General features: G+C 71.8%; 15 protein-coding genes. 8 read left to right on the top strand and 7 right to left on the bottom strand.

Annotation, left to right across the window (positions count from 1 at the left end):
* From ACFWTE_RS10015 to ACFWTE_RS09990, 6 genes are all read right to left on the bottom strand, one after another.
* Entirely contained in the window at positions 1 to 1,284 is a 1,284-nt protein-coding gene (locus tag ACFWTE_RS10015; RefSeq protein ID WP_378778959.1) for an ABC transporter substrate-binding protein, read from the bottom strand.
* Between the two features lie 132 nt (positions 1,285 to 1,416).
* Positions 1,417 to 3,414 carry a beta-galactosidase gene (locus ACFWTE_RS10010; RefSeq protein WP_378778958.1) on the bottom strand — a complete coding sequence of 666 codons (1,998 nt, stop codon included), beginning with the start codon at positions 3,412 to 3,414 and terminating at the stop codon, positions 1,417 to 1,419.
* Positions 3,411 to 5,537 carry a family 10 glycosylhydrolase gene (locus tag ACFWTE_RS10005; RefSeq protein WP_378778957.1) on the bottom strand — a complete coding sequence of 709 codons (2,127 nt, stop codon included), beginning with the start codon at positions 5,535 to 5,537 and terminating at the stop codon, positions 3,411 to 3,413. Before ACFWTE_RS10005 ends, ACFWTE_RS10010 begins: the two co-directional genes overlap by 4 nt.
* A 145-nt stretch (positions 5,538 to 5,682) precedes the next feature.
* Positions 5,683 to 6,609 (bottom strand): 2-hydroxy-3-oxopropionate reductase, encoded by a 927-nt coding sequence (locus ACFWTE_RS10000; protein ID WP_378778989.1) that lies wholly within the window; start codon positions 6,607 to 6,609, stop codon positions 5,683 to 5,685.
* Positions 6,610 to 6,673: 64 nt separating this feature from the next.
* Positions 6,674 to 7,504, bottom strand: coding sequence for a hydroxypyruvate isomerase family protein (locus ACFWTE_RS09995; RefSeq protein WP_378778956.1), 831 nt, complete (start codon positions 7,502 to 7,504; stop codon positions 6,674 to 6,676).
* Between the two features lie 101 nt (positions 7,505 to 7,605).
* Positions 7,606 to 8,367, bottom strand: a complete 762-nt coding sequence (locus ACFWTE_RS09990; protein ID WP_378778955.1) for a FadR/GntR family transcriptional regulator — start codon at positions 8,365 to 8,367, stop codon at positions 7,606 to 7,608.
* 79 nt (positions 8,368 to 8,446) lie between these two features.
* On the opposite strand from ACFWTE_RS09990, the gene ACFWTE_RS09985 reads away from it, so the two are divergent.
* The 5 genes from ACFWTE_RS09985 (at position 8,447) to ACFWTE_RS09965 (ending at position 13,432) form a co-directional block, all read left to right on the top strand.
* Complete coding sequence (locus tag ACFWTE_RS09985) at positions 8,447 to 9,403, top strand: D-2-hydroxyacid dehydrogenase (protein ID WP_378778954.1); 957 nt, start codon at positions 8,447 to 8,449, stop codon at positions 9,401 to 9,403.
* Between the two features lie 72 nt (positions 9,404 to 9,475).
* Positions 9,476 to 10,876, top strand: coding sequence for a GH1 family beta-glucosidase (locus ACFWTE_RS09980; protein WP_378778953.1), 1,401 nt, complete (start codon positions 9,476 to 9,478; stop codon positions 10,874 to 10,876).
* A 319-nt stretch (positions 10,877 to 11,195) separates the two neighbouring features.
* Positions 11,196 to 11,618: a MerR family transcriptional regulator gene (locus ACFWTE_RS09975; RefSeq protein ID WP_378778952.1), complete on the top strand. Its 423-nt coding sequence runs from the start codon at positions 11,196 to 11,198 to the stop codon at positions 11,616 to 11,618.
* Positions 11,619 to 11,874: 256 nt separating this feature from the next.
* Positions 11,875 to 12,282 (top strand): YciI family protein, encoded by a 408-nt coding sequence (locus ACFWTE_RS09970; protein ID WP_378778988.1) that lies wholly within the window; start codon positions 11,875 to 11,877, stop codon positions 12,280 to 12,282.
* A 4-nt stretch (positions 12,283 to 12,286) separates the two neighbouring features.
* Positions 12,287 to 13,432, top strand: coding sequence for an RNA polymerase sigma factor (locus tag ACFWTE_RS09965; protein WP_378778951.1), 1,146 nt, complete (start codon positions 12,287 to 12,289; stop codon positions 13,430 to 13,432).
* A gap of 84 nt (positions 13,433 to 13,516) precedes the next feature.
* On the opposite strand, the gene ACFWTE_RS09960 is transcribed toward ACFWTE_RS09965, so the two are convergent.
* Positions 13,517 to 14,116 (bottom strand): TetR/AcrR family transcriptional regulator, encoded by a 600-nt coding sequence (locus ACFWTE_RS09960; RefSeq protein ID WP_378778950.1) that lies wholly within the window; start codon positions 14,114 to 14,116, stop codon positions 13,517 to 13,519.
* A 198-nt stretch (positions 14,117 to 14,314) separates the two neighbouring features.
* Between ACFWTE_RS09960 and ACFWTE_RS09955 the strand changes: the two genes are divergently transcribed.
* The 3 genes from ACFWTE_RS09955 (at position 14,315) to ACFWTE_RS09945 (ending at position 17,496) form a co-directional block, all read left to right on the top strand.
* Positions 14,315 to 14,833: a cysteine hydrolase family protein gene (locus ACFWTE_RS09955; protein ID WP_378778949.1), complete on the top strand. Its 519-nt coding sequence runs from the start codon at positions 14,315 to 14,317 to the stop codon at positions 14,831 to 14,833.
* A gap of 609 nt (positions 14,834 to 15,442) precedes the next feature.
* On the top strand, positions 15,443 to 15,925 hold the full coding sequence (locus ACFWTE_RS09950) for a hypothetical protein (RefSeq protein WP_378778948.1): 483 nt from the start codon (positions 15,443 to 15,445) through the stop codon (positions 15,923 to 15,925).
* Positions 15,925 to 17,496, top strand: a complete 1,572-nt coding sequence (locus ACFWTE_RS09945; protein ID WP_378778947.1) for a septum formation family protein — start codon at positions 15,925 to 15,927, stop codon at positions 17,494 to 17,496. Before ACFWTE_RS09950 ends, ACFWTE_RS09945 begins: the two co-directional genes overlap by 1 nt.
* The last annotated feature ends 2 nt before the right edge of the window (positions 17,497 to 17,498 follow it).

Below are 17,498 nucleotides of genomic sequence, written 5' to 3'. Positions count from 1 at the left end.
CTATGCCCCCTGGTCGATGCCGGACTGGATCTCGGCGATGAGCGATTCCGCCACCTCCGAGACGGCGCCGTTGCCCAGGGCGACGTTCTCCGAGGCGCGCGACAGTGCCTCCCGCCACGTGCCCGTCCCGGGGGGAGCCTCGTGCCGCGGCCGCTGCTCCTCGGCTTTGTCCGCCTCCACCACGGTGAGCATCTCCGTCTCGTCCTCGGAGGCGAACTCGTAGGCCTCGGCGAGGACACGCGGGTTGGGGGGCGCCCCCATGGTGAGGCCGACGGTCCGCAGGAAGTCGGCGTTGTTGACGCTGAAGTCGATGAGCCGTCCCGCCGCCTCGACCTTGTCGTCGTCGATGCCCTGGTAGACGGCCAGCCGGGGGTAGTAGAGGAAGCGGTGTCCGTCGGCCGCGTCGCCGCCGACCGGCACGGAGCGGAGCCGGTACTTCCAGTCGGGGAACATCGTGGCTTCGTCGATGATGTGGTTGGAGCTGCCGAAGGTGAGCAGCACGCTGTCACCGACAGCGGAGAAGTCGGGCTGCATGCCCTCCTGCTCGCCCAGGCTCAGGACGGCGCCCTCGTCGAGGAGCTTGCGCCACCACTCGAACCAGTCGCCGAGGGCCTCGGCGTCGAACCCGACGGTGCCGTCCTCGGTCCAGAGGTCCTGGCCGCGCTGGCGCAGCCATGCTTCGAAGGCCATGTCCTGGTCGGGGGTGTAGCTCGCCCCGCGGCGTCCTGCCGCGTTGTTCGCGCTGTAGTCGATGAGGAACTCGGCGAGGTCGTCCCACGTCCAGTCCTCCCCCGGCATCTGCCCGCCCTCCTCCTCCAGGAAGGTCTCGTTGTGGCGGACGACGGGGACGAAGACGCCGTGGGGCATGGTCACGAACTCGCCGCCGAGGGAGAAGGACGCGATCTCCTCATCGCTGTAGTCGGAGAGGTCGAGGGTGGGGATGTCGTCGAGTCGGCGGTACAGTCCGTTCGCCTCGTACGTCATGACCTGGGGGGAGGCGATCCAGAAGATGTCGGCGACGTTGCGGGCCGCCATCTGCGTGGTCATGCGCTCCTGGAAGGCGGTGTACTCGGCGAACTCCGGATCGATCGTGATGTCGGGGTTCGCCTCCTGGAACTCCTCCAGGGCCTGGGTGTAGGTCTGCTGGCGGACGGTGTTCCCCCACCAGGCGTATCGGAGGGCGGAGTTGGAACTGCCGCCGCCACAGCCGGACAGGAGCGTGGACGCACCCATCGCGCCCAGGCCGGTCAAGGCGAGAAACGCGCGCCGATCGAAGTCTCTCATCACATTCCCTTCGCTGCGGGGGAAGCCACCCCAGTGAGTGTGTGCAGCCTCACAGGACATGTTTCCGGCATAGATCTGGTCTGTCAATAATTCATGAATACTTGTTTTACAATGTTACCGGGCGTTGATGTGTCAGGGCCTGACCAGCACTTCGAAGAGGTCGATACGGGGCAGCACGACCTCCCCGTCCCCGCCCGGTCCGGTGCCGGCGCGCAGAGCGAGCGACGGCTGGTCGGGCCACCACGGCACCCTGAGGCGCCGTCCCTCCACCGGGAGGGGCGCACGGAACCCCTGCGGCACCTCTCCGGAGTGGTTGATCAGGTGGACCACGCCCCCGGCCGCCGAGGTGCCCAGCACCACCTCGACCTGCTCGGGCAGGTCGGTGTCGACCCGTACGGGGCCGCTCGCCGTGCGCAGCGCCGCCTCGACGAACACGTCCCTGTGCCCGCTCAGGCCCACCTGGCGGTACGCGCGGCCCGGTGTCCAGGGCAGGACGGCCACCCGGCCCTGCCCGTGGGTGCGCCACAGCGCACCGGGCAGGTCCAGGGACACATGGCCGTGGCACTTCTCGGGCGGGCCGTAGGGGGCGCGGGACAGCACCGGCAGGTCCGTCTGCGCGTCCGGCAGTGCCTCGACCACGTGGAAGGCGCCCAGCACGGGAAGGTCGCCCCCGCGTCGCGCGTCGTGCCGCCCGGGGCGGCGCAGGTGCAGCGAGCGTACGGACTCGACGGTGTCCCGGACGGCCGTCCGACGCAGTACGGGGGAGCCCTCCAGTTGGAAGGCCTCACCCTCGAACCCGCTCTCACCCGTGGCGAGCACACCACCCCCTCCTCGGACGAAGCGGTCCAGCGCTTCGACCGCCTCGGAGCCCAACGGCCCCAGGTCGGGGAGGACGACCAACCCGTAGTCGCCCAGACGGCCCTGGGCGCCGACGTCCGGAAGGCGCGGCTCCGGCAGGACGTCGAACGGGATGTGCCGTTCGAGGAGTGCCGTGTACAGCCCGTGGAACTCGTGGGTGGCCTCCTCCAGCCGCGCGGGGGCGAGCTTGAGCGGGTCCGGCCGCACCAGGAGGGTACGGGCGGCCGGTACGAGGTCGCGGTAGACCTCCTCGTGGTCCCGGTGGAAGCGGGTCACCTCCCCGGCCACGTCGAGGCACTCGTAGGTGACGTCGTCGGGGGTTCCCATGATGTACGTGGAGGGGTTGGCGCCGCGCGAGATGGCCTGCACCAGGTACTGGGCGAAGTGGTGTGGTTCCTCCCCCGCCAGCCGGTAGGGCATGTCGACGAAGCCCACGGCGTTGGTGAGCACCGGGACCCGCGGCCGGTACGTCCGGGCGGCGCTGACGTGCTCGGCGGTGCGGTGGTGCCACAGGGTGCGGCCGACGGCGTTGTTGGCCTCGTGGAAGACGATGTCGGCCCGGTCCCCGAGGATGAGCGGCGCCTCCGGTCTGCGCGCGCTGACGTGGGCGCGCACGCGGGCGGTCAGCTCGTCGAGCACGGTCGCCGTGAACCTCTTCCACACGGGGTAGGTGGGGGAGCCCGGTCCGGTGGGCAGTTCGGTGCCGGGTGCGAAGTCCGCGAAGGCCCTCCGGCAGGGGAGGCAGTGGCAGGTGCCCCGGTGGACCCCGCTGTAGTCGACCTCGTTGAACGACATCCAGTTGAAGAAGAACCCGTCGACGGCGTACCGGTCCAGTACCTCGTCGACCACCTCGAAGAGGCGGTGCTGGTAGTAGTCGCCGCTGGGGCACACACTGGTCAGTCCGTTGTACACCTGCTGTGTGCCGTCGGCGCCGGTGAAGCACCACTCCGGGTGGCGTTCGGCACGGCGGTGGTCGACCTTGGAGAAGTCCATCCGGGCCAGGACCCGTATGCCCCTCTCCCCCGCGGCCGCCACCGCGTCGCCCACGAGGTCCCCGGAGGGGCGTTCGGCCAGGGCGGGGTTGCGGGTCTGGAAGTCCAGGTCCGTGGGGTGGTTGGAGATGATGCCGCCGACGCTGAGGAGCCAGGCGCGCGCGCCGAACTCCTCCAGGTAGTCCAGGACCCGGCCGACGTCGAGGCCGGCGTCGATCTCCCTCAGGTTCGTCTGGAACATCTGGAACGGCCGCTGCCACCAGAGGTCGTGCCCTGTCACGCCGACTCACCCCGGATCCAGGTGAACCGGACGGTCTCGACGAGGTCCGCGGAGCCGACGGTGACCTCGGCGCGGCCCTCGCGGACGCGTACCGGGACGTCGGTCTCCGCGACGAGGAGGCGGGCGTGCGCGCCGACCGCGCCCTCGGGCAGGGCGATCGAGACCTCCTGTTCGGGGAGGGGAAGGATCTCACGCATGGGCCCCTTGAGCGCCATGGGGTTGGTGAGGTTCACGATGACCACGGCGACCGACTCGGGGTTCTCCCACACCGCGAGGTCGACGAGACCGCGTCCCCGCACCCGGACCCGCTCGGGTGTGCCCAGGGCCCAGCGGACGGCGTTCGCCACGAGGGTTCCGTGGTCGGGCTGGAGCGCCTCCCAGAACAGCGAGCCGAGGTTGAAGGGGGCGTAGACCGAGCGTCCTCCGCCGGGGAGCTCCCGTGTGATGAGGGCGGGGCTGCCCGGCTCCTCCCGCGGGTACACCTCCTCCATCGGCAGGTCGGGGTAGTCGGGCACGAACCGGAAGGGCACCTCGGTCCCGGGGCGGGCGGTCACGCCGATGAGCTCGGTGCCCCCGATGATCCGCTCCGCGCCGTCGAACCCGGCGTTGGTGGGGTGGTCGCCGATGAGCGCGATGTAGTTGTTCTTGACGGGGCCGCGCACCGGCATGCTCAGGTCCGCGCCGAACACGTCGGCGAGTCCGAAGTTGGCCCGGGGGGTGCCGTACTCGTCGTCCAGGGAGGACCTGTGGGCGGCGACGACGCTCCCGCCGGACTCGGCGAAGGCCTGGATGGTCCGGCACTGCTCCTGGCTCAGCCGCTCCGCGTCGGGCAGGACCAGCACCTTGAACCGGTGGAGTTCCTCCACGGTCAGGTTCGGCTCCGCGACGACCTCGAAGGGGATGCGGGCCTCGACCAGTGCGTGGTAGAAGCCGTCCTCGTGCGCGCGGGTCCCCGTCCCCGCGGGTCCGGTGCCCGTCTCCAGGAGCGCCACGTCCGCCGTGACCGCGCGGGCGGCGAGCTCGGGCTCCAGACGCTCGTGGAGCGCGAAGGCGTCGACGACGGGCCGCACCCAGCGGCGGTCGGGGACCATGCCGTTGAACTTGGTGAACCACGGGAACGCGCCCTGGGCGAAGCCGTCGACGATCCACATGGTCGTCTCGGCGCCCGGCGAGACCGAGTCCTTCCAGCGGTGCTGGTGGTCCTCGGGGCCGATGGAGGTGATGAGGCCGACCGGTCTGTCCCGGAACACCGCCCGGCTCCGTTTGGCGTTGCGGCCGGCCGACCACGGGGCCTCGACCCCGGAGCGGCCCTGCTTGTCGATGAGGAAGAAGGGGAAGTGCCTGGCCAGCATGTCGCGGTCGAGGTCGCGGGCGGCGATGCTACCCAGGTTGGGGATGAACCGCGCGTGCGGGCGGATGTCGCGCACGGCCCGGTCCCACAGGCTCACCAGCTCGCTCAGTTTGCGCCGGCGCCACACCACGTAGGCGCGCCAGGCGGGGTCGGAGGAGTCCCCCTCGCGGCGCGGCAGGTCGAACCCGGTCTCGTCGCGGAAGCTGCGCAGCGCGGCCTCGCTGTAGGAGATGCCGTGGCCCTGCCAGCGGTTGGCGAACACGGCGTCCACGTCGTAGCGGGTGACGATCTCCCGGGCGACCTCGGTGATGAACTCGCGGTTGTACGGTCCGAACGGGCAGGTGAGCCAGATGTCGGGGTAGCCCCAGTGCTCCACCGGTCGGCCGTCGGCGGTGCGCGCCAGCCATTCGGGGTGCGCCCGTGCGGCGTCGGCGTGGACGGCGTGGGGGTCCACCCGCGCCATGACGTGCATACCGAGGCTGCGGGCCCCGTCGACGAGGGTGCCGAAGGGGTCGGTGTCACCGAGGTGGGCGCTGCGGTAGTGGTACGGGACGTCGGTCGGGTAGAAGGCGACGTAGCCGCCGGCGCTGATGCAGGCCGCGTTGGACCTGCTCCGGCGCATGACGTCGATCCAGAAGTCGGGGTCGAAGCGACCCGGGTCGTTCTCCGTCAGCGTGAGCTGTGTCCACCGTGTCGCGCCCAGATGCCAGTCGGACGTGCGTGGCGCGCTGGCCGCGGCCTCGGGCCCGCTCTCCGTCACACCCTGTGCCATGTGGCTGGTCCTCTCGTCGGCGTGGCCGCCGCGGGCCCGGTCCGCCTTCCGCACCGGTGGCGCTCCGCGACGGCGGCAGGCCAGTATAGGCACATTGTCAGTCAAGATTTCAAGACTGACAATGTGCCGGAAAGGCCGGTCCGGGTCAGTCGGCGGCCTTTACCTCCCGGCCCGACATGCGCTCCACCTGCAACAACAGTGCCGAGTGGTCGAGAGAGCCGCAGCCCTGGGCGCTCAGCGAACCCATCAGGGTCGCCGTGAGTGCTCCGAGCGGGAGGGCCACCCCGGCCTCGCGCGCCGCGGCCGTGACGATCCCCAGGTCCTTGTGGTGCAGGTCGACCCTGAATCCCGGGGCGAAGTCACGCGCGAGCATCGACGCGGCCTTGCGGTCCAGGACCGTGCTCCCGGCCAACCCGCCCGCGAGCACACGCACCGCGCGCTCCCGGTCGACCCCGTGGGCGTCGAGGAAGACCAGCGCCTCGGAGACGAGTTCGATCACCCCCGCGACGATCAGCTGGTTGGAGGCCTTGACGGTCTGGCCGGCCCCGGCCGCCCCGACGTGGACCACCGTCGCGCCGAGCGCGTCCAGCACGGGCTCCGCCAGGGCGAAGGCCTCCGGCTCGCCCCCGACCATGATCGAGAGCTTCGCCTCGACGGCTCCCTGCTCGCCCCCGCTGACGGGCGCGTCCAGGACCGGGACGCCCCTGGCCTCCCCGGCCTCGGCCACGGCGCGGGCCACGTCCGGGCGGATGGTGCTCATGTCGATGAGCAGCGCGCCGGCCCGCATGTGTTCCAGGGCCCCGCCCTCGCCCAGGACCACGGCCTCCACGTCCGGGGAGTCGGGGAGCATCGTGATGACGGCGTCGGCTCCCGTCACGGCCTCGGCCACCGACGCCGCGGAGCGCCCGCCCGCGGCCACCAGCGCCTCCCTCTTCGCGGCGCTGCGGTTGTGTCCCACCACGTCGAATCCGGCACGGACGAGGTTGGCCGCCATGGGGGCGCCCATGACGCCGAGGCCGATGAACGCGATCGTTCGTACACTCACTGCGAACTCCTGGGTTGTTTCGTCGATGCCGGCGGGCCGTCGGGCCCGCCGGGATGTGGTGTGTCGGCCGGACCCGGCCGACACGGCGGCCTCACACCGTCGGCCCGCCGGGCAGGCCGGGCAGGTCGCAGGAGCGCGCCCAGGCGAGGGTGTCGGGTCCCTCGCCCGCGTGCTCCAGGGCGGTCCAGCCGCCGTAGCCGCCCGCGGCCAGGTCGAGTACCCAGTCGCGCAGCGGGAGCGCGCCGGTCCCGGGGGCTCCCCGGCCGGGTGCGTCGGCCAGCTGGACGTGGCCCACCCGGTCCCGGTGGCGGGCGAGGGCGGCCGGGACGTCGTCGCCGTTGACCGCGAGGTGGTACACGTCGAAGAGGAGGCGGAGGTTGTCCGCGCCCGTCCGGTCCCCGACCCGGTCGATCACCGCCACGGCATCGTCCGCCGTGAGCAGCGGGTAGTCCGGGGCGCCGCTGACCGGCTCGACCAGGACCGTGCCCCCGATCTTCGCGAGCTCGCCGGCGATCGATCCCAGGGCGCGGACCGCGGCGGCGTCCTGCTCGGTGTCGGGGACGTCGGCTCGGCGGTTGCCGTACAGGGCGTTGAACGACCGGCAGCCGAGGGCCTCCGCGATACGGCGCACCACGGCGGTGTGGGCCCGGAGTTCGTCGGCACGGTCGGGCCAGGAGACCACGCCCCGGTCGCCGCCGGGCATGTCACCCGCATAGAGGTTGAGTCCGACCAGCTGCAGCCCCGAGGCGCGGACGGTGTCGACGAAGCCCTCGACCTCGTGTTCGGGGGGCGTGGAGACGGCGAAGGGCCACCAGAACTCCACCGCCTCGAAGCCTGCCTCCCGCACCGCCGCGAGCCTGCGCTCGGGCGGCCGGTCCTTCATCATGATCGAACAGTTCACGGCGTAGCGCGGCGTCACCACGGTGCTCTCCTTCGGTGTCGATGTCGGTCGGACCAGGACAACTGGTCCGACCACCTGACCGATGGTGAAGCTAAGTGGGCGCCGCACGCCGTGTCAAGCGCTCAGGGGCGCTCCGGCCGCTCCTCCTCGTGCGAGGAGCCCAGCTCGCCCAGCAGGCCCGTCTCGATCTCGCTCATGTGCACGGCCATCAGCTGCCGCGCCCTGCGGTGGTCGCGCCGCTCGATGGCGCGGAAGACCTGCCGGTGGTGTTCGAGGTAGTGCTCGGCCTGGTTGCCCCTGTTGCGCGAGCGGTCCTTGAGCTCGCTCCACATGCGTTCGCGCATGAGGTCGACCAGGGTCCGCTCCAGGGCGAAGAGCACGCTGTTGTGCGAGGCCGCCGCCACTGCCAGGTGGAAGTCGGCGTCGACCGTCGAGGGGTCTGCGCCCTCGCGGACCACGCGCTCCTGCTGGAGCACCAGATCCTCCAGTACGCGCAGGTCGTTGGAGGTCCGCGCGATCGCCGCGTGCTCGGCGCACACCGGTTCGAGAGAGGCCCTGGCGACGATCAGGTCCAACGGGCTGTGCTCCCCGGCGACCGCGGCGCGCGCCCGCAGGACGTTCTCCTCCGAGCCCCCGTCGCCGACCACGTAGGTGCCGCTGCCCACGCGCACGTCGAGCACCCCCGCGTGCTCCAGGACGCGGATGGCCTCCCGGACCGAACCGCGTCCGACCTCGAACCGCTCGGCCAGGACGCGCTCGGCGGGCAGCGGTGAGCCGGGGGGAAAGACACCCGAACGCACCCCCGCGAGGATCTGGTCGGCGACCGCGGAGTAGACCTTGGACCGCTCGACGGCCCGGAAGACCGGACGCCCCTCCTGTGGCATCTGACACACACCTTCCCTATACTCACCGGACCGGTCGGACCAATCTCGGCCAAAATTACCAGAGCGAACGAAGGACGTGATGTGCGTGCCCGAGTACGGACCAGTACTCGTGAGCGGACGGTTCGAACCCGAGGAGAAGGAGCGGATCCGCACGGCCGCCGCGGGCGCCCCGGTGGATTTCGTGGACAGGCCCGGGGAGCGCCCCGACCTCCTGGCGTCGGCGACCGTGGTCGCCGGGACCCTCAGCGGGGAGGAGCTGGCCGCGGCTCCCGCCGTGCGATGGATCCACAGCTGGGCGGCGGGCGTGAACGCCGACCTCGCGGGCGGGTTGGACGAGCACCCGGCGACCCTCACCTCCTCCGCGGGCAACGGTGCGATACCCCTGGCCGAACACGCCATGATGCTGATGCTGATGCTGAACCGCGACGCCGCCCGCTGGGCGCGGGCCCAGGCAGGGCATCGTTGGGAGCGCTTCCAGCACGGTGAGCTCAACGGCCTCACCTGCGGGATCGTCGGCCTCGGGAACGCCGGACTCGACCTGGCCGCCAAGGCCCGGGCCTTCCACATGCGGGTGGTGGGGGTGCGGCGGCGCACCGACCGCCCCTCCCCCGGTGTGGACGCCGTCTACGCACCGGCTGACCTGCACCGGATGCTGGGCGAGTCCGACTTCGTGGTGGTCACGGCCCCCGACACCCCCGCCACCGAGCACCTGATCGGTGAGACGGAGCTCAGGGCGATGAAGGAGTCGGCGTTCGTCGTGGTCGTCTCGCGCGGCGGGATCGTGGACGACCGGGCGCTGCTGCGGGCCCTCACCGAGGGGTGGATCGCCGGAGCCGGGCTCGACGCCCACGGCGAGGAGCCGCTGCCGCAGGGCAGCCCCTTCTGGGACCTCCCCCAGGTCGTCGTCACCCCGCACAACGGGGCGACGACCGCCGCGACGCGGCGCCGCGGGGTGGACATCTTCGTCGACAACCTGGAGCGCCGCGTCCAGGGCCGACCGCTGGCGAACGTGGTCGACAAGTCCGCCGGCTACTGACCCGCCCGCCTCCCCCGTACCCCACCGCGGACACGGTTCCGCTCCCCCGCACACAGCCATCGGAGAGAGACCATGACCATGCCAGAGCTGCCCGTCTTCCCGCCCGGATTCGTCTTCGGGGCCGCGACCGCCGCCTACCAGATCGAGGGCGCCGCCGCCGAGGGCGGCCGCGGGCCGTCCATCTGGGACACCTACTGCCGCACGCCCGGCCGCGTCGCCCGCGGCGAGAGCGGCGACGTCGCCTGCGACCACTACCACCGGTACCCGGAGGACGTGGCCCTCCTCCAGGAGCTGGGGGTGGACGCCTACCGGTTCTCGATCGCGTGGCCGCGCGTCCTGCCGACCGGGAAGGGGGCGGTCAACCCGGAGGGGCTGGCCTTCTACGACCGTCTCGTCGACGCCGTCTGCGAGGCCGGGATCGAGCCCGTGGCCACGCTCTACCACTGGGACCTGCCCCAGGCGCTGGAGGACGAGGGGGGCTGGCGCGTCCGCTCCACCGCCGAGCGCTTCGCCGAGTACGCGCGGGTGGTGGCGGACCGGTTGGGTGACCGTGTCCGGCGCTGGATCACCCTGAACGAGCCGCACTGCTCGGCGTTCGTCGGCCATGCGGTGGGACGCCACGCACCGGGCACCAGGGAGGGCACGCCCGCCCTGGCCGCCGCGCACCACCTGCTGCTGGCCCACGGCCTGGCCGCCCGGGAGCTGCGGGACTCGGCGGCACGGCACGGCCGCGGGGCGGAGGTCGGCATCACCCTCAACCCGGACCGGCTGATCCCCGCCACGGACTCGGCCGAGGACGCGCAGGCCGTGGACCGCGCCGAGACCCTGCACAACCGGGTGTGGCTGGATCCGCTGCTGCGCGGCCACTACCCCGAGAACGAGACCGCCGTCTGGGGGCCGCTGGCCGACGGGAGCTACCGCTCCCCCGAGGACGCGGCGACCATCGCCCAGCCCCTGGACTTCGTCGGGCTGAACTACTACCGCCCGGTGCACGTGCGCCACGCACCGCTGCCCGACGCGGCCACGCGCACGGCCGTCGACATCGGGGTGGAGCAGGTGGCGGTCGAGGGCGTGCGCCACACGACCATGGGGTGGCCCGTGGTCCCGGAGTCCTTCACCGACCTCCTGCTCGACCTGCGGCGCCGGTACCCGGAACTGCCCCCGGTCTACATCACCGAGAACGGCTCGGCCGAGCCGGACGTGCCCGCGGCCGACGGGCGCGTGCACGACGGGGACCGGGTCACCTACCTGCGGGACCACCTGTCCGCCCTCGCCGACGCCATCGCGGCCGGGGTCGACGTGCGCGGCTACTTCGTCTGGTCCCTGCTCGACAACTTCGAGTGGGCCTACGGGTACGACCGCAGGTTCGGCATCGTGGCGGTCGACTACGAGACGCTGACGCGCACGCCCAAGGACAGCTACCACTGGTACCGGGAGATGGTGCGGGCGCACCGGGAGCGCCGAGCCGGGTGAGACCGCCGACGGGCATGAACACCGCCAAGCAGGCCGGCGGTGCGGTGGGCCTGGCCCTGCTGGCCACCCTGGCCGCGTCCCGGGGCGGAGCGTCCGGCGACGGGTACGCTGCGCCTTCTGGGCCCTCGCAGCCGCGCAGACCGTGGTCGCGGCCTGTGCGGTGGCCCTGCCGGCGCGCGAGGCGCGGTGACCCGCGCCACCGTCGCGCCCGCGGACGTCCGGGAACCGGTGAGGGACGCGTTAGCGTTACCCGACAGGGTGCCCCGCGGCGAGAACACGTCTCGCGCGAGGGATGCGACGATGCGAGGAGAGTGCGGTCATGTCCAGCGGCGGGCACATGCAGATCGGCGAGGTCGCGGAGCGGACCGGCCTGTCCCTGCGGACCATCCGCTACTACGGGGAGGTCGGCCTGGTCGAGCCCTCGGCCCGTTCCCGGGGCGGGTTCCGGCTCTACACCGAGGACGACGTCGACCGGCTCCAGTTGATCAAGCGCATGAAGCCGCTGAACTTCACCCTGGAGGAGACCCACAAGCTCCTGCAGTCCCTGGACAGGCTGAACACGCCAGGGACCGCCGACGACGAGCGCGCCGCCCTCAGCTCGGACCTGGACGCGTTCGAGGAGTCCATCGCCCAGCGCTGCCGGACCCTGCGCAAGGAGTTGGCGATGGCCGAGGAGTTCGGCGAGCGCCTGCGCGGTGAGCGCGCCCGCACCGCGGACCAGGAGGCGCGGGAGCAGGGCTGAGCCCGCACGAGCCCACCCCGGCGGGACGGTCTCCTCGGGACCGTCCCCACTCCGCTCCTGACGCGCTCGCCCGGTCGTCCCCGGTCCCGCAGGCTCGCACCGCCCCGCCCCCGCGCCACGGCCCCGTGGACCGCGGAACCGCACTCGTCCACGAAAACCACAAGACTTCGGCCGGTGATGTCGAGAAGCCGTGCCCGGCTCCGTCCCCGGGGTGAATGCGACCACAATGGGTCGCACCAGCACCGAGGAGAACACGATGGCCAAGTACCTGCTGCTCAAGCACTACCGTGGCGCCCCGACCGCGGTCAACGACGTGCCCATGGACCAGTGGACGCCGGAGGAGATCTCGGCCCACATGCAGTACATGAGCGACTTCGCGACCAGGCTGGAGGAGAGCGGCGAGTTCGTCGACGGGCAGGCGCTCGCCCCCGAGGGGACGTTCGTCCGGTACGACGGCGAAGGGCGCTCGCCCGTCACCGACGGCCCGTTCGCCGAGACCAAGGACCTCATCGCCGGCTGGATGGTGATCGACGTCGACAGCTACGAGCGCGCCGTCGAGCTGGCCGGGGTCCTGTCGGCCGCCCCCGGGGCGGGCGGGGCGCCGATCCACGAATGGCTCGAAGTGCGCCCGTTCCTGGCCGCGCCGCCCACCATCACGGAGTGAGACAGTGAACGAGGTCCTCCTCCGGAGCCTCACACCGGGTGTGCTCGGAATCCTCGTCCGCCGCGGAGCCGGCTTCGCGGCGGCCGAGGACGCCGTGCAGGACGCGCTCGTCGAGGCGGTCCGCACCTGGCCGACCGATCCGCCTCGGGACCCCAAGGGCTGGATGGTCACCGTGGCCTGGCGCCGGTTCCTCGACTCGACCCGGGCGGACACCGCCCGCCGTCGGCGCGAGGACCTCGCCGACGAGGAGCCGGCGCCCGGCCCCGCAGCCGCGGTGGACGACACCCTCCAGCTCTACTTCCTGTGCGCCCACCCGTCGCTGACACAGGCTTCCGCGGTCGCGCTCACGCTGCGCGCCGTCGGCGGGCTGACCACCCGCCAGATCGCCCGGGCCTACCTGGTGCCGGAGGCGACCATGGCACAGCGCATCAGCCGGGCCAAGCGCACCGTCTCCGCCGGGCGGTTCGACCGGCCCGGCGACGTCGCCACGGTTCTGCGCGTCCTCTACCTGGTCTTCAACGAGGGCTACTCCGGCGACGTCGACCTCGCCGCCGAGGCCATCCGCCTCACACGGCAGCTCGCGGCCGCGATCGACCACCCCGAGGTGGCGGGCCTGCTCGCCCTCATGCTGCTCCACCACGCCCGACGCCCCGCCCGGACCGCGCCCGACGGCAGCCTGGTCCCGCTCGCCGAGCAGGACCGCGACCGGTGGGACACCGGGTCGATCGCCGAGGGCGTCGAGATCCTGCAGGCGGCCCTCGCCCGCGACCGGCTGGGCGAGTTCCAGGCCCAGGCCGCCGTCGCGGCGCTCCACGCCGACGCGCCCTCCGCCGAGGAGACCGACTGGGTGCAGATCGTCGAGTGGTACGACGAGCTCGCGCGCCTGACCGACAACCCGGTCGTCCGCCTCAACCGAGCGGTGGCCGTCGGCGAGGCCGACGGACCGCGCGCCGGTCTGGCCGCGCTCGGGGAGCTGGACGACTCCCTGCCCCGCCACTGCGCGGTGGCGGCGTACCTCCACGAGCGCGACGGGGACCTGGCGAAGGCGGCCCGGTTGTACGCCGAGGCGGCCCTCAAGGCGCCCAACCTCGCCGAGCGCGACCACCTGACGCGCAGGGCCGCCCGGCTCAACGACCGCCGGGACCGCTGACGGGGCGGACTCCGATCCTCCGTTCCGGCAGGCACAGGGCGGACAGGGAGGGGCGGGGAGTGGCCCGGCCGAACCTCTCGGGGGTCAACAGGGGCCGCCCTCCGGGTCCACCCGTGGTGCGGCCCGCAGCCCGTCGAACAGGATCGCCAGGGTCCGCTGCGGATCGGCGCCGTCATTGCCCGGGTGGCGCAGGGCGAGCAGCACGCCGGACATGACGGCCATGAGGTCCGCGGTGCCGATGTCGTCGCGGACCGCGCCGCCGTCCTGGGCGCGGGCGAGGAGACGGCCGATCTCGCGGCGCAGGTCGGCTGCCGTCGAGGCGACCGCTGTGCGGACCTCGACGCCCGCACCTGCCAGGGCGTCGACGATGTCGGCCTTCTCCGCGGCGTCGGCGACGACGCTGCCGATGACCGTGAACAGGGCCGCTCCGGGATCGTCGGAGCTGTTCAGGGAGCGGGCCCGGTCGACCAGCATCCGGAGCCGCTCGTGGACGACGGCCTCGAAGAGCGCCTCCTTGGTGGGGAAGTGGCGGTAGAGGGTGCCCGGGCCCACCCCGGCCCGGCGCGCGATCTCATCCAGCGGGACGGACAGCCCCTCGCGGGCGAAAGCCTGCCTGGCCACCTGGAGGAGCCGGTCACGGTTGCGGCGGGCGTCGGCGCGCAGGGGTCGGTTCTCCGCCTCCACGTCGGTCTCCTTCGTCGTACGGACTCTAAGCGGGGCGCTGTGTCCGCTTATGCTAGCGTAAGCGGGGCGCCCTCTCCGATTGTAGTGCGTGGCCGGTGGAGATGTGGTGCCGACGAGATCCCGCGAACCCCGTGGAAGCGCGAGGCCGTCTCGGGCCATGGAGACGGTTCCTGCGGCTTCCTCGGCCAAGGAGCCCCCATGACCGTGGACAACCAGGCAACGAGCGCGCGAACAGCCTTCCTCGCCCTGGACTTCGTGACGTACATCGTCGACAACTTCAGCCACGACGCCACCGTCGTGGAGCGGGCGTCGAACGCGCTGGCATCGGCCAGGGCCGCGGGACTGCCCGTGTTCCACGTCGTCCACGAGGCGATGCGCGACCAGATCCATCCGTCGCTGGCACCGGCCGGGGACGAGCCCGTGCTGGGCAAGACCACCCTCGGAGCGTTCGCCACCACCGGCCTGGAGGACCTGCTGCGGGCCTCCGGCGTCGACCGCGTCGTCATCGCCGGTGTGGCGACCTCCGGCACGGTGCTCTCGACGGCCCGGTGGGCGCACGACGTCGGCTACGAGGTGGTCGTCTGCGCCGACGCCTGCGCCGACCCCGACCCGCGGGCGCACTCCGCGCTGCTCGACGAGTCCGTCTTCCCGGAGAGTTGGGTCGGGCTCTGGCGCATCGCCCGCGTGGTGGAGTCGACCGAGATCACCGGCCTCTGACCGTCACGGAACGACCCCCGGCCTGTCCACGCGTGGAATCCGCGCGTGGACAGGCCGGGTGGTTCGGCGATCGCGGATCGGGCCCGCTGGGACAGGACCGTCACGGCACCTGGCCCTCTGCGACCGCAGGGCTGCCCGGGTACGCCGCGTATCGAATACACAGATCACGCGCCTACCTGCCCAGTAATGCGAAACCCACCTTAACCTGACAATTTTCAGCAAAACGGAACGCGCACGAGCCCTGCATCCGCGGTGGCCCCAATGAGCGTGAGTCCCTTCGTCCATTCCGGGGTCTCTCCTGTTCAGGACCTTCGTCAGGTTCGCGGTGAAACCGGAGACCGGACCGGCCTGAGAAGATTTCGCAATTGCCTGACCGCTTCCGGACACGGGAACGGGACCGTCGACCCGAGAGGCGTTGTTCCAGATCAGAACCCGTTCATGCATTCTCCGCAGCCCGGAAGACCTCTGGTTTCTCGGTGCTCGGACGACTGTGGTCGAATTCTGCCTTGTTCTCGCGCACCGCATCGTTATAGTGGTGACCCCTTACCGAAGCTGGGGCCCCGCGGCATCGCGACACCCGCCCCCGGAACCGAATGGAAACCCCCTTCGATGGACGTCGAAACACTCTCCTCCCAGGTGTTTCCGTATGTGAGAAGCGCGGTCGGCGCCTTTGGACAAGCGGTGCTGTCCAGGTCCGAGGACACGGCGGCCGACGGCACCGTGCGGCTCGGTCAGCGGATGCTGGCCGCCCTCCTCAGGCGCGGAAAGAGCACACCGGAGGTCGAAGACGCAGTCAGGAGGCTCGCCGGAGCACCGGAGGACCCCCTCGCCGCCGAGGAACTCCGCGACCGGATCGGGCAGGCCCTGCGAGAGGACCCGGACCTGGCCAGGGACCTGGCCGCCATGAACGTGCAGGCGTACAGGACCACGGTCTCGGGCCACCACAACGTGACCGTGGGCGGCGATCACCAGGGCCCGATCCACATGGGCGACAACACGCACCACACCGTGCACAACAACCTCCACGAGCGGAGGATCGGCGAGGCCGGCATCGTGACGCCTGCCCCCGAAGCCGAGGGGAAGCAGCTCTGATGGACGTCGAGACACTCGCCTTCCAGGTGTCTGCGTATGTGAGAAGCGCGGTCGGCGCCTTTGGACAAGCGGTGCTGTCCAGGCCCGAGGACACGGCGGCGAACAGCAGTGTGCGGCACGGTCAGCGGATGCTGGCCGCCCTCCTCAGGCGCGGAAAGAGCACACCGGAGATCGAAGACGCAGTCAGGAGGCTCGCCGGAGCACCGGAGGACCCCCTCGCCGCCGAGGAACTCCGCGACCGGATCAGGCAGGCCCTGCGAGAGGACCCGGACCTGGCCAGGGACCTGGCCGCCATGAACGTGCAGGCGTACAGGACCACGGTCTCGGGCCACCACAACGTGACCGTGGGCAACAACCAGCAGGGCCCGATCCACATGGGCGACAACACGCACCACAACGTTCACCACACCGTGCACAACAACCTCCACGAGCAGAAGATCAGCGGGTTCTCCATCGCGGCGCTGGTCCTGGGATTGCTGGGCTTCCTCATCCTGCCCATCCCCATCGCCATCGTGTTCGGGCTCCTCGCCCTCCACCAGGTGCTCCGGTCGCCGTCTTCGGCGCAGGCCCCGGGCCTCGATCAGGCGGGGCGCGAGGCGACCACTTCCGCAGGACCGCCGACGGCCGCGGCACCGCAGGCAGGAACGGCCGGCCCCGCAGGTTCGGCCGACACCGGCTCCACCGCCGCGGCGAACAGTACGGCCAGACCCGCTGAGTCCACCCGGCCGGCCGAGTCCGGCGCCGACCCGGCGACGGCCGTACCCGAGGGATCAGTGGGCCAGGCCGGACCGTCCGCCCCCGCCCCTCCCCCGGGTGCGGACCAGGCCGCGCCGATCGCACCGGACGGGCCCGTGTGGCAGTGGGGCCCCACAGCTGACATGTACCCGCCTCCGGCCTACGAGTCGGCTGCGCCGAGTACACCGTTCACACCGCCGTTCACCGAGACGTCGGCCTCCTTCACCCCGTCCGCCGGAACCGGGTTCGCGGTCCCCGCCGCTCCGACCGCCGGAACCGGATTCGCTGCCGCCAAGGCGCTCAGCGTCGTCTTCTCCCTGCTCGGGCTCCTGGCCGCCGGGCTGTGGGGCCTCGGATGGACGGCCGCGGCCGCCATCGTCGCGCAGGCGGAGCCCAGTTCCCACTCCTCGGGGAGCACGGATCCCTCCTTCTCCACCGGCGCGGGGGAAGCCCCCGAACCGGCCGAGCTCTGCGAGCCCTCGCCCGGGTATGCCACGGTGTGCACGCTGGAAACCGGCGACTGCTTCGTCGACCCTCCGACCTCGGTGTTCTACGAAGTCGAACTCACCTCCTGCGACGAGCCACACAACGCCCAGGTCATCGGCTCCTACTCCCCCTCCTCGAACGACTGGCCCGGAGATGCCGCCTTCTACGCCGACATCGACGACACGTGCAGCCCCATGAGCGAACGCGCCCTGGATCCCGCACGTACACCGGACACGTACTTCGTCGGCTACATCGCGCCGACCCAGGACGCGTGGGACTACGGAATCCAGGAGGCCTTCTGCTACGTGGCCGCGGACGGGGAGTCCTGGACCACGTCCCTCACCTCATGACC

The sequence above is a fragment of the Nocardiopsis sp. NPDC058631 genome (assembly GCF_042716955.1).
Lineage (GTDB): Bacteria > Actinomycetota > Actinomycetes > Streptosporangiales > Streptosporangiaceae > Nocardiopsis.
This window is presented reverse-complemented; position numbering and strand designations above follow the sequence as displayed.

What these genes read in the sequence shown, in the direction of transcription:
- ACFWTE_RS09990 (WP_378778955.1), bottom strand. Translation starts at nt 8,367, where the DNA reads ATGCCACAGGAGGGGCGTCCGGTCTTCCGGGCCGTCGAGCGGTCCAAG.
- ACFWTE_RS09975 (WP_378778952.1), top strand. Translation starts at nt 11,196, where the DNA reads ATGTCCAGCGGCGGGCACATGCAGATCGGCGAGGTCGCGGAGCGGACC.
- ACFWTE_RS10015 (WP_378778959.1), bottom strand. Translation starts at nt 1,284, where the DNA reads ATGAGAGACTTCGATCGGCGCGCGTTTCTCGCCTTGACCGGCCTGGGC.
- ACFWTE_RS09945 (WP_378778947.1), top strand. Translation starts at nt 15,925, where the DNA reads ATGGACGTCGAGACACTCGCCTTCCAGGTGTCTGCGTATGTGAGAAGC.
- ACFWTE_RS10005 (WP_378778957.1), bottom strand. Translation starts at nt 5,537, where the DNA reads ATGGCACAGGGTGTGACGGAGAGCGGGCCCGAGGCCGCGGCCAGCGCG.
- ACFWTE_RS09970 (WP_378778988.1), top strand. Translation starts at nt 11,875, where the DNA reads ATGGCCAAGTACCTGCTGCTCAAGCACTACCGTGGCGCCCCGACCGCG.
- ACFWTE_RS09985 (WP_378778954.1), top strand. Translation starts at nt 8,447, where the DNA reads ATGTGCGTGCCCGAGTACGGACCAGTACTCGTGAGCGGACGGTTCGAA.
- ACFWTE_RS09950 (WP_378778948.1), top strand. Translation starts at nt 15,443, where the DNA reads ATGGACGTCGAAACACTCTCCTCCCAGGTGTTTCCGTATGTGAGAAGC.
- ACFWTE_RS09980 (WP_378778953.1), top strand. Translation starts at nt 9,476, where the DNA reads ATGACCATGCCAGAGCTGCCCGTCTTCCCGCCCGGATTCGTCTTCGGG.
- ACFWTE_RS09955 (WP_378778949.1), top strand. Translation starts at nt 14,315, where the DNA reads ATGACCGTGGACAACCAGGCAACGAGCGCGCGAACAGCCTTCCTCGCC.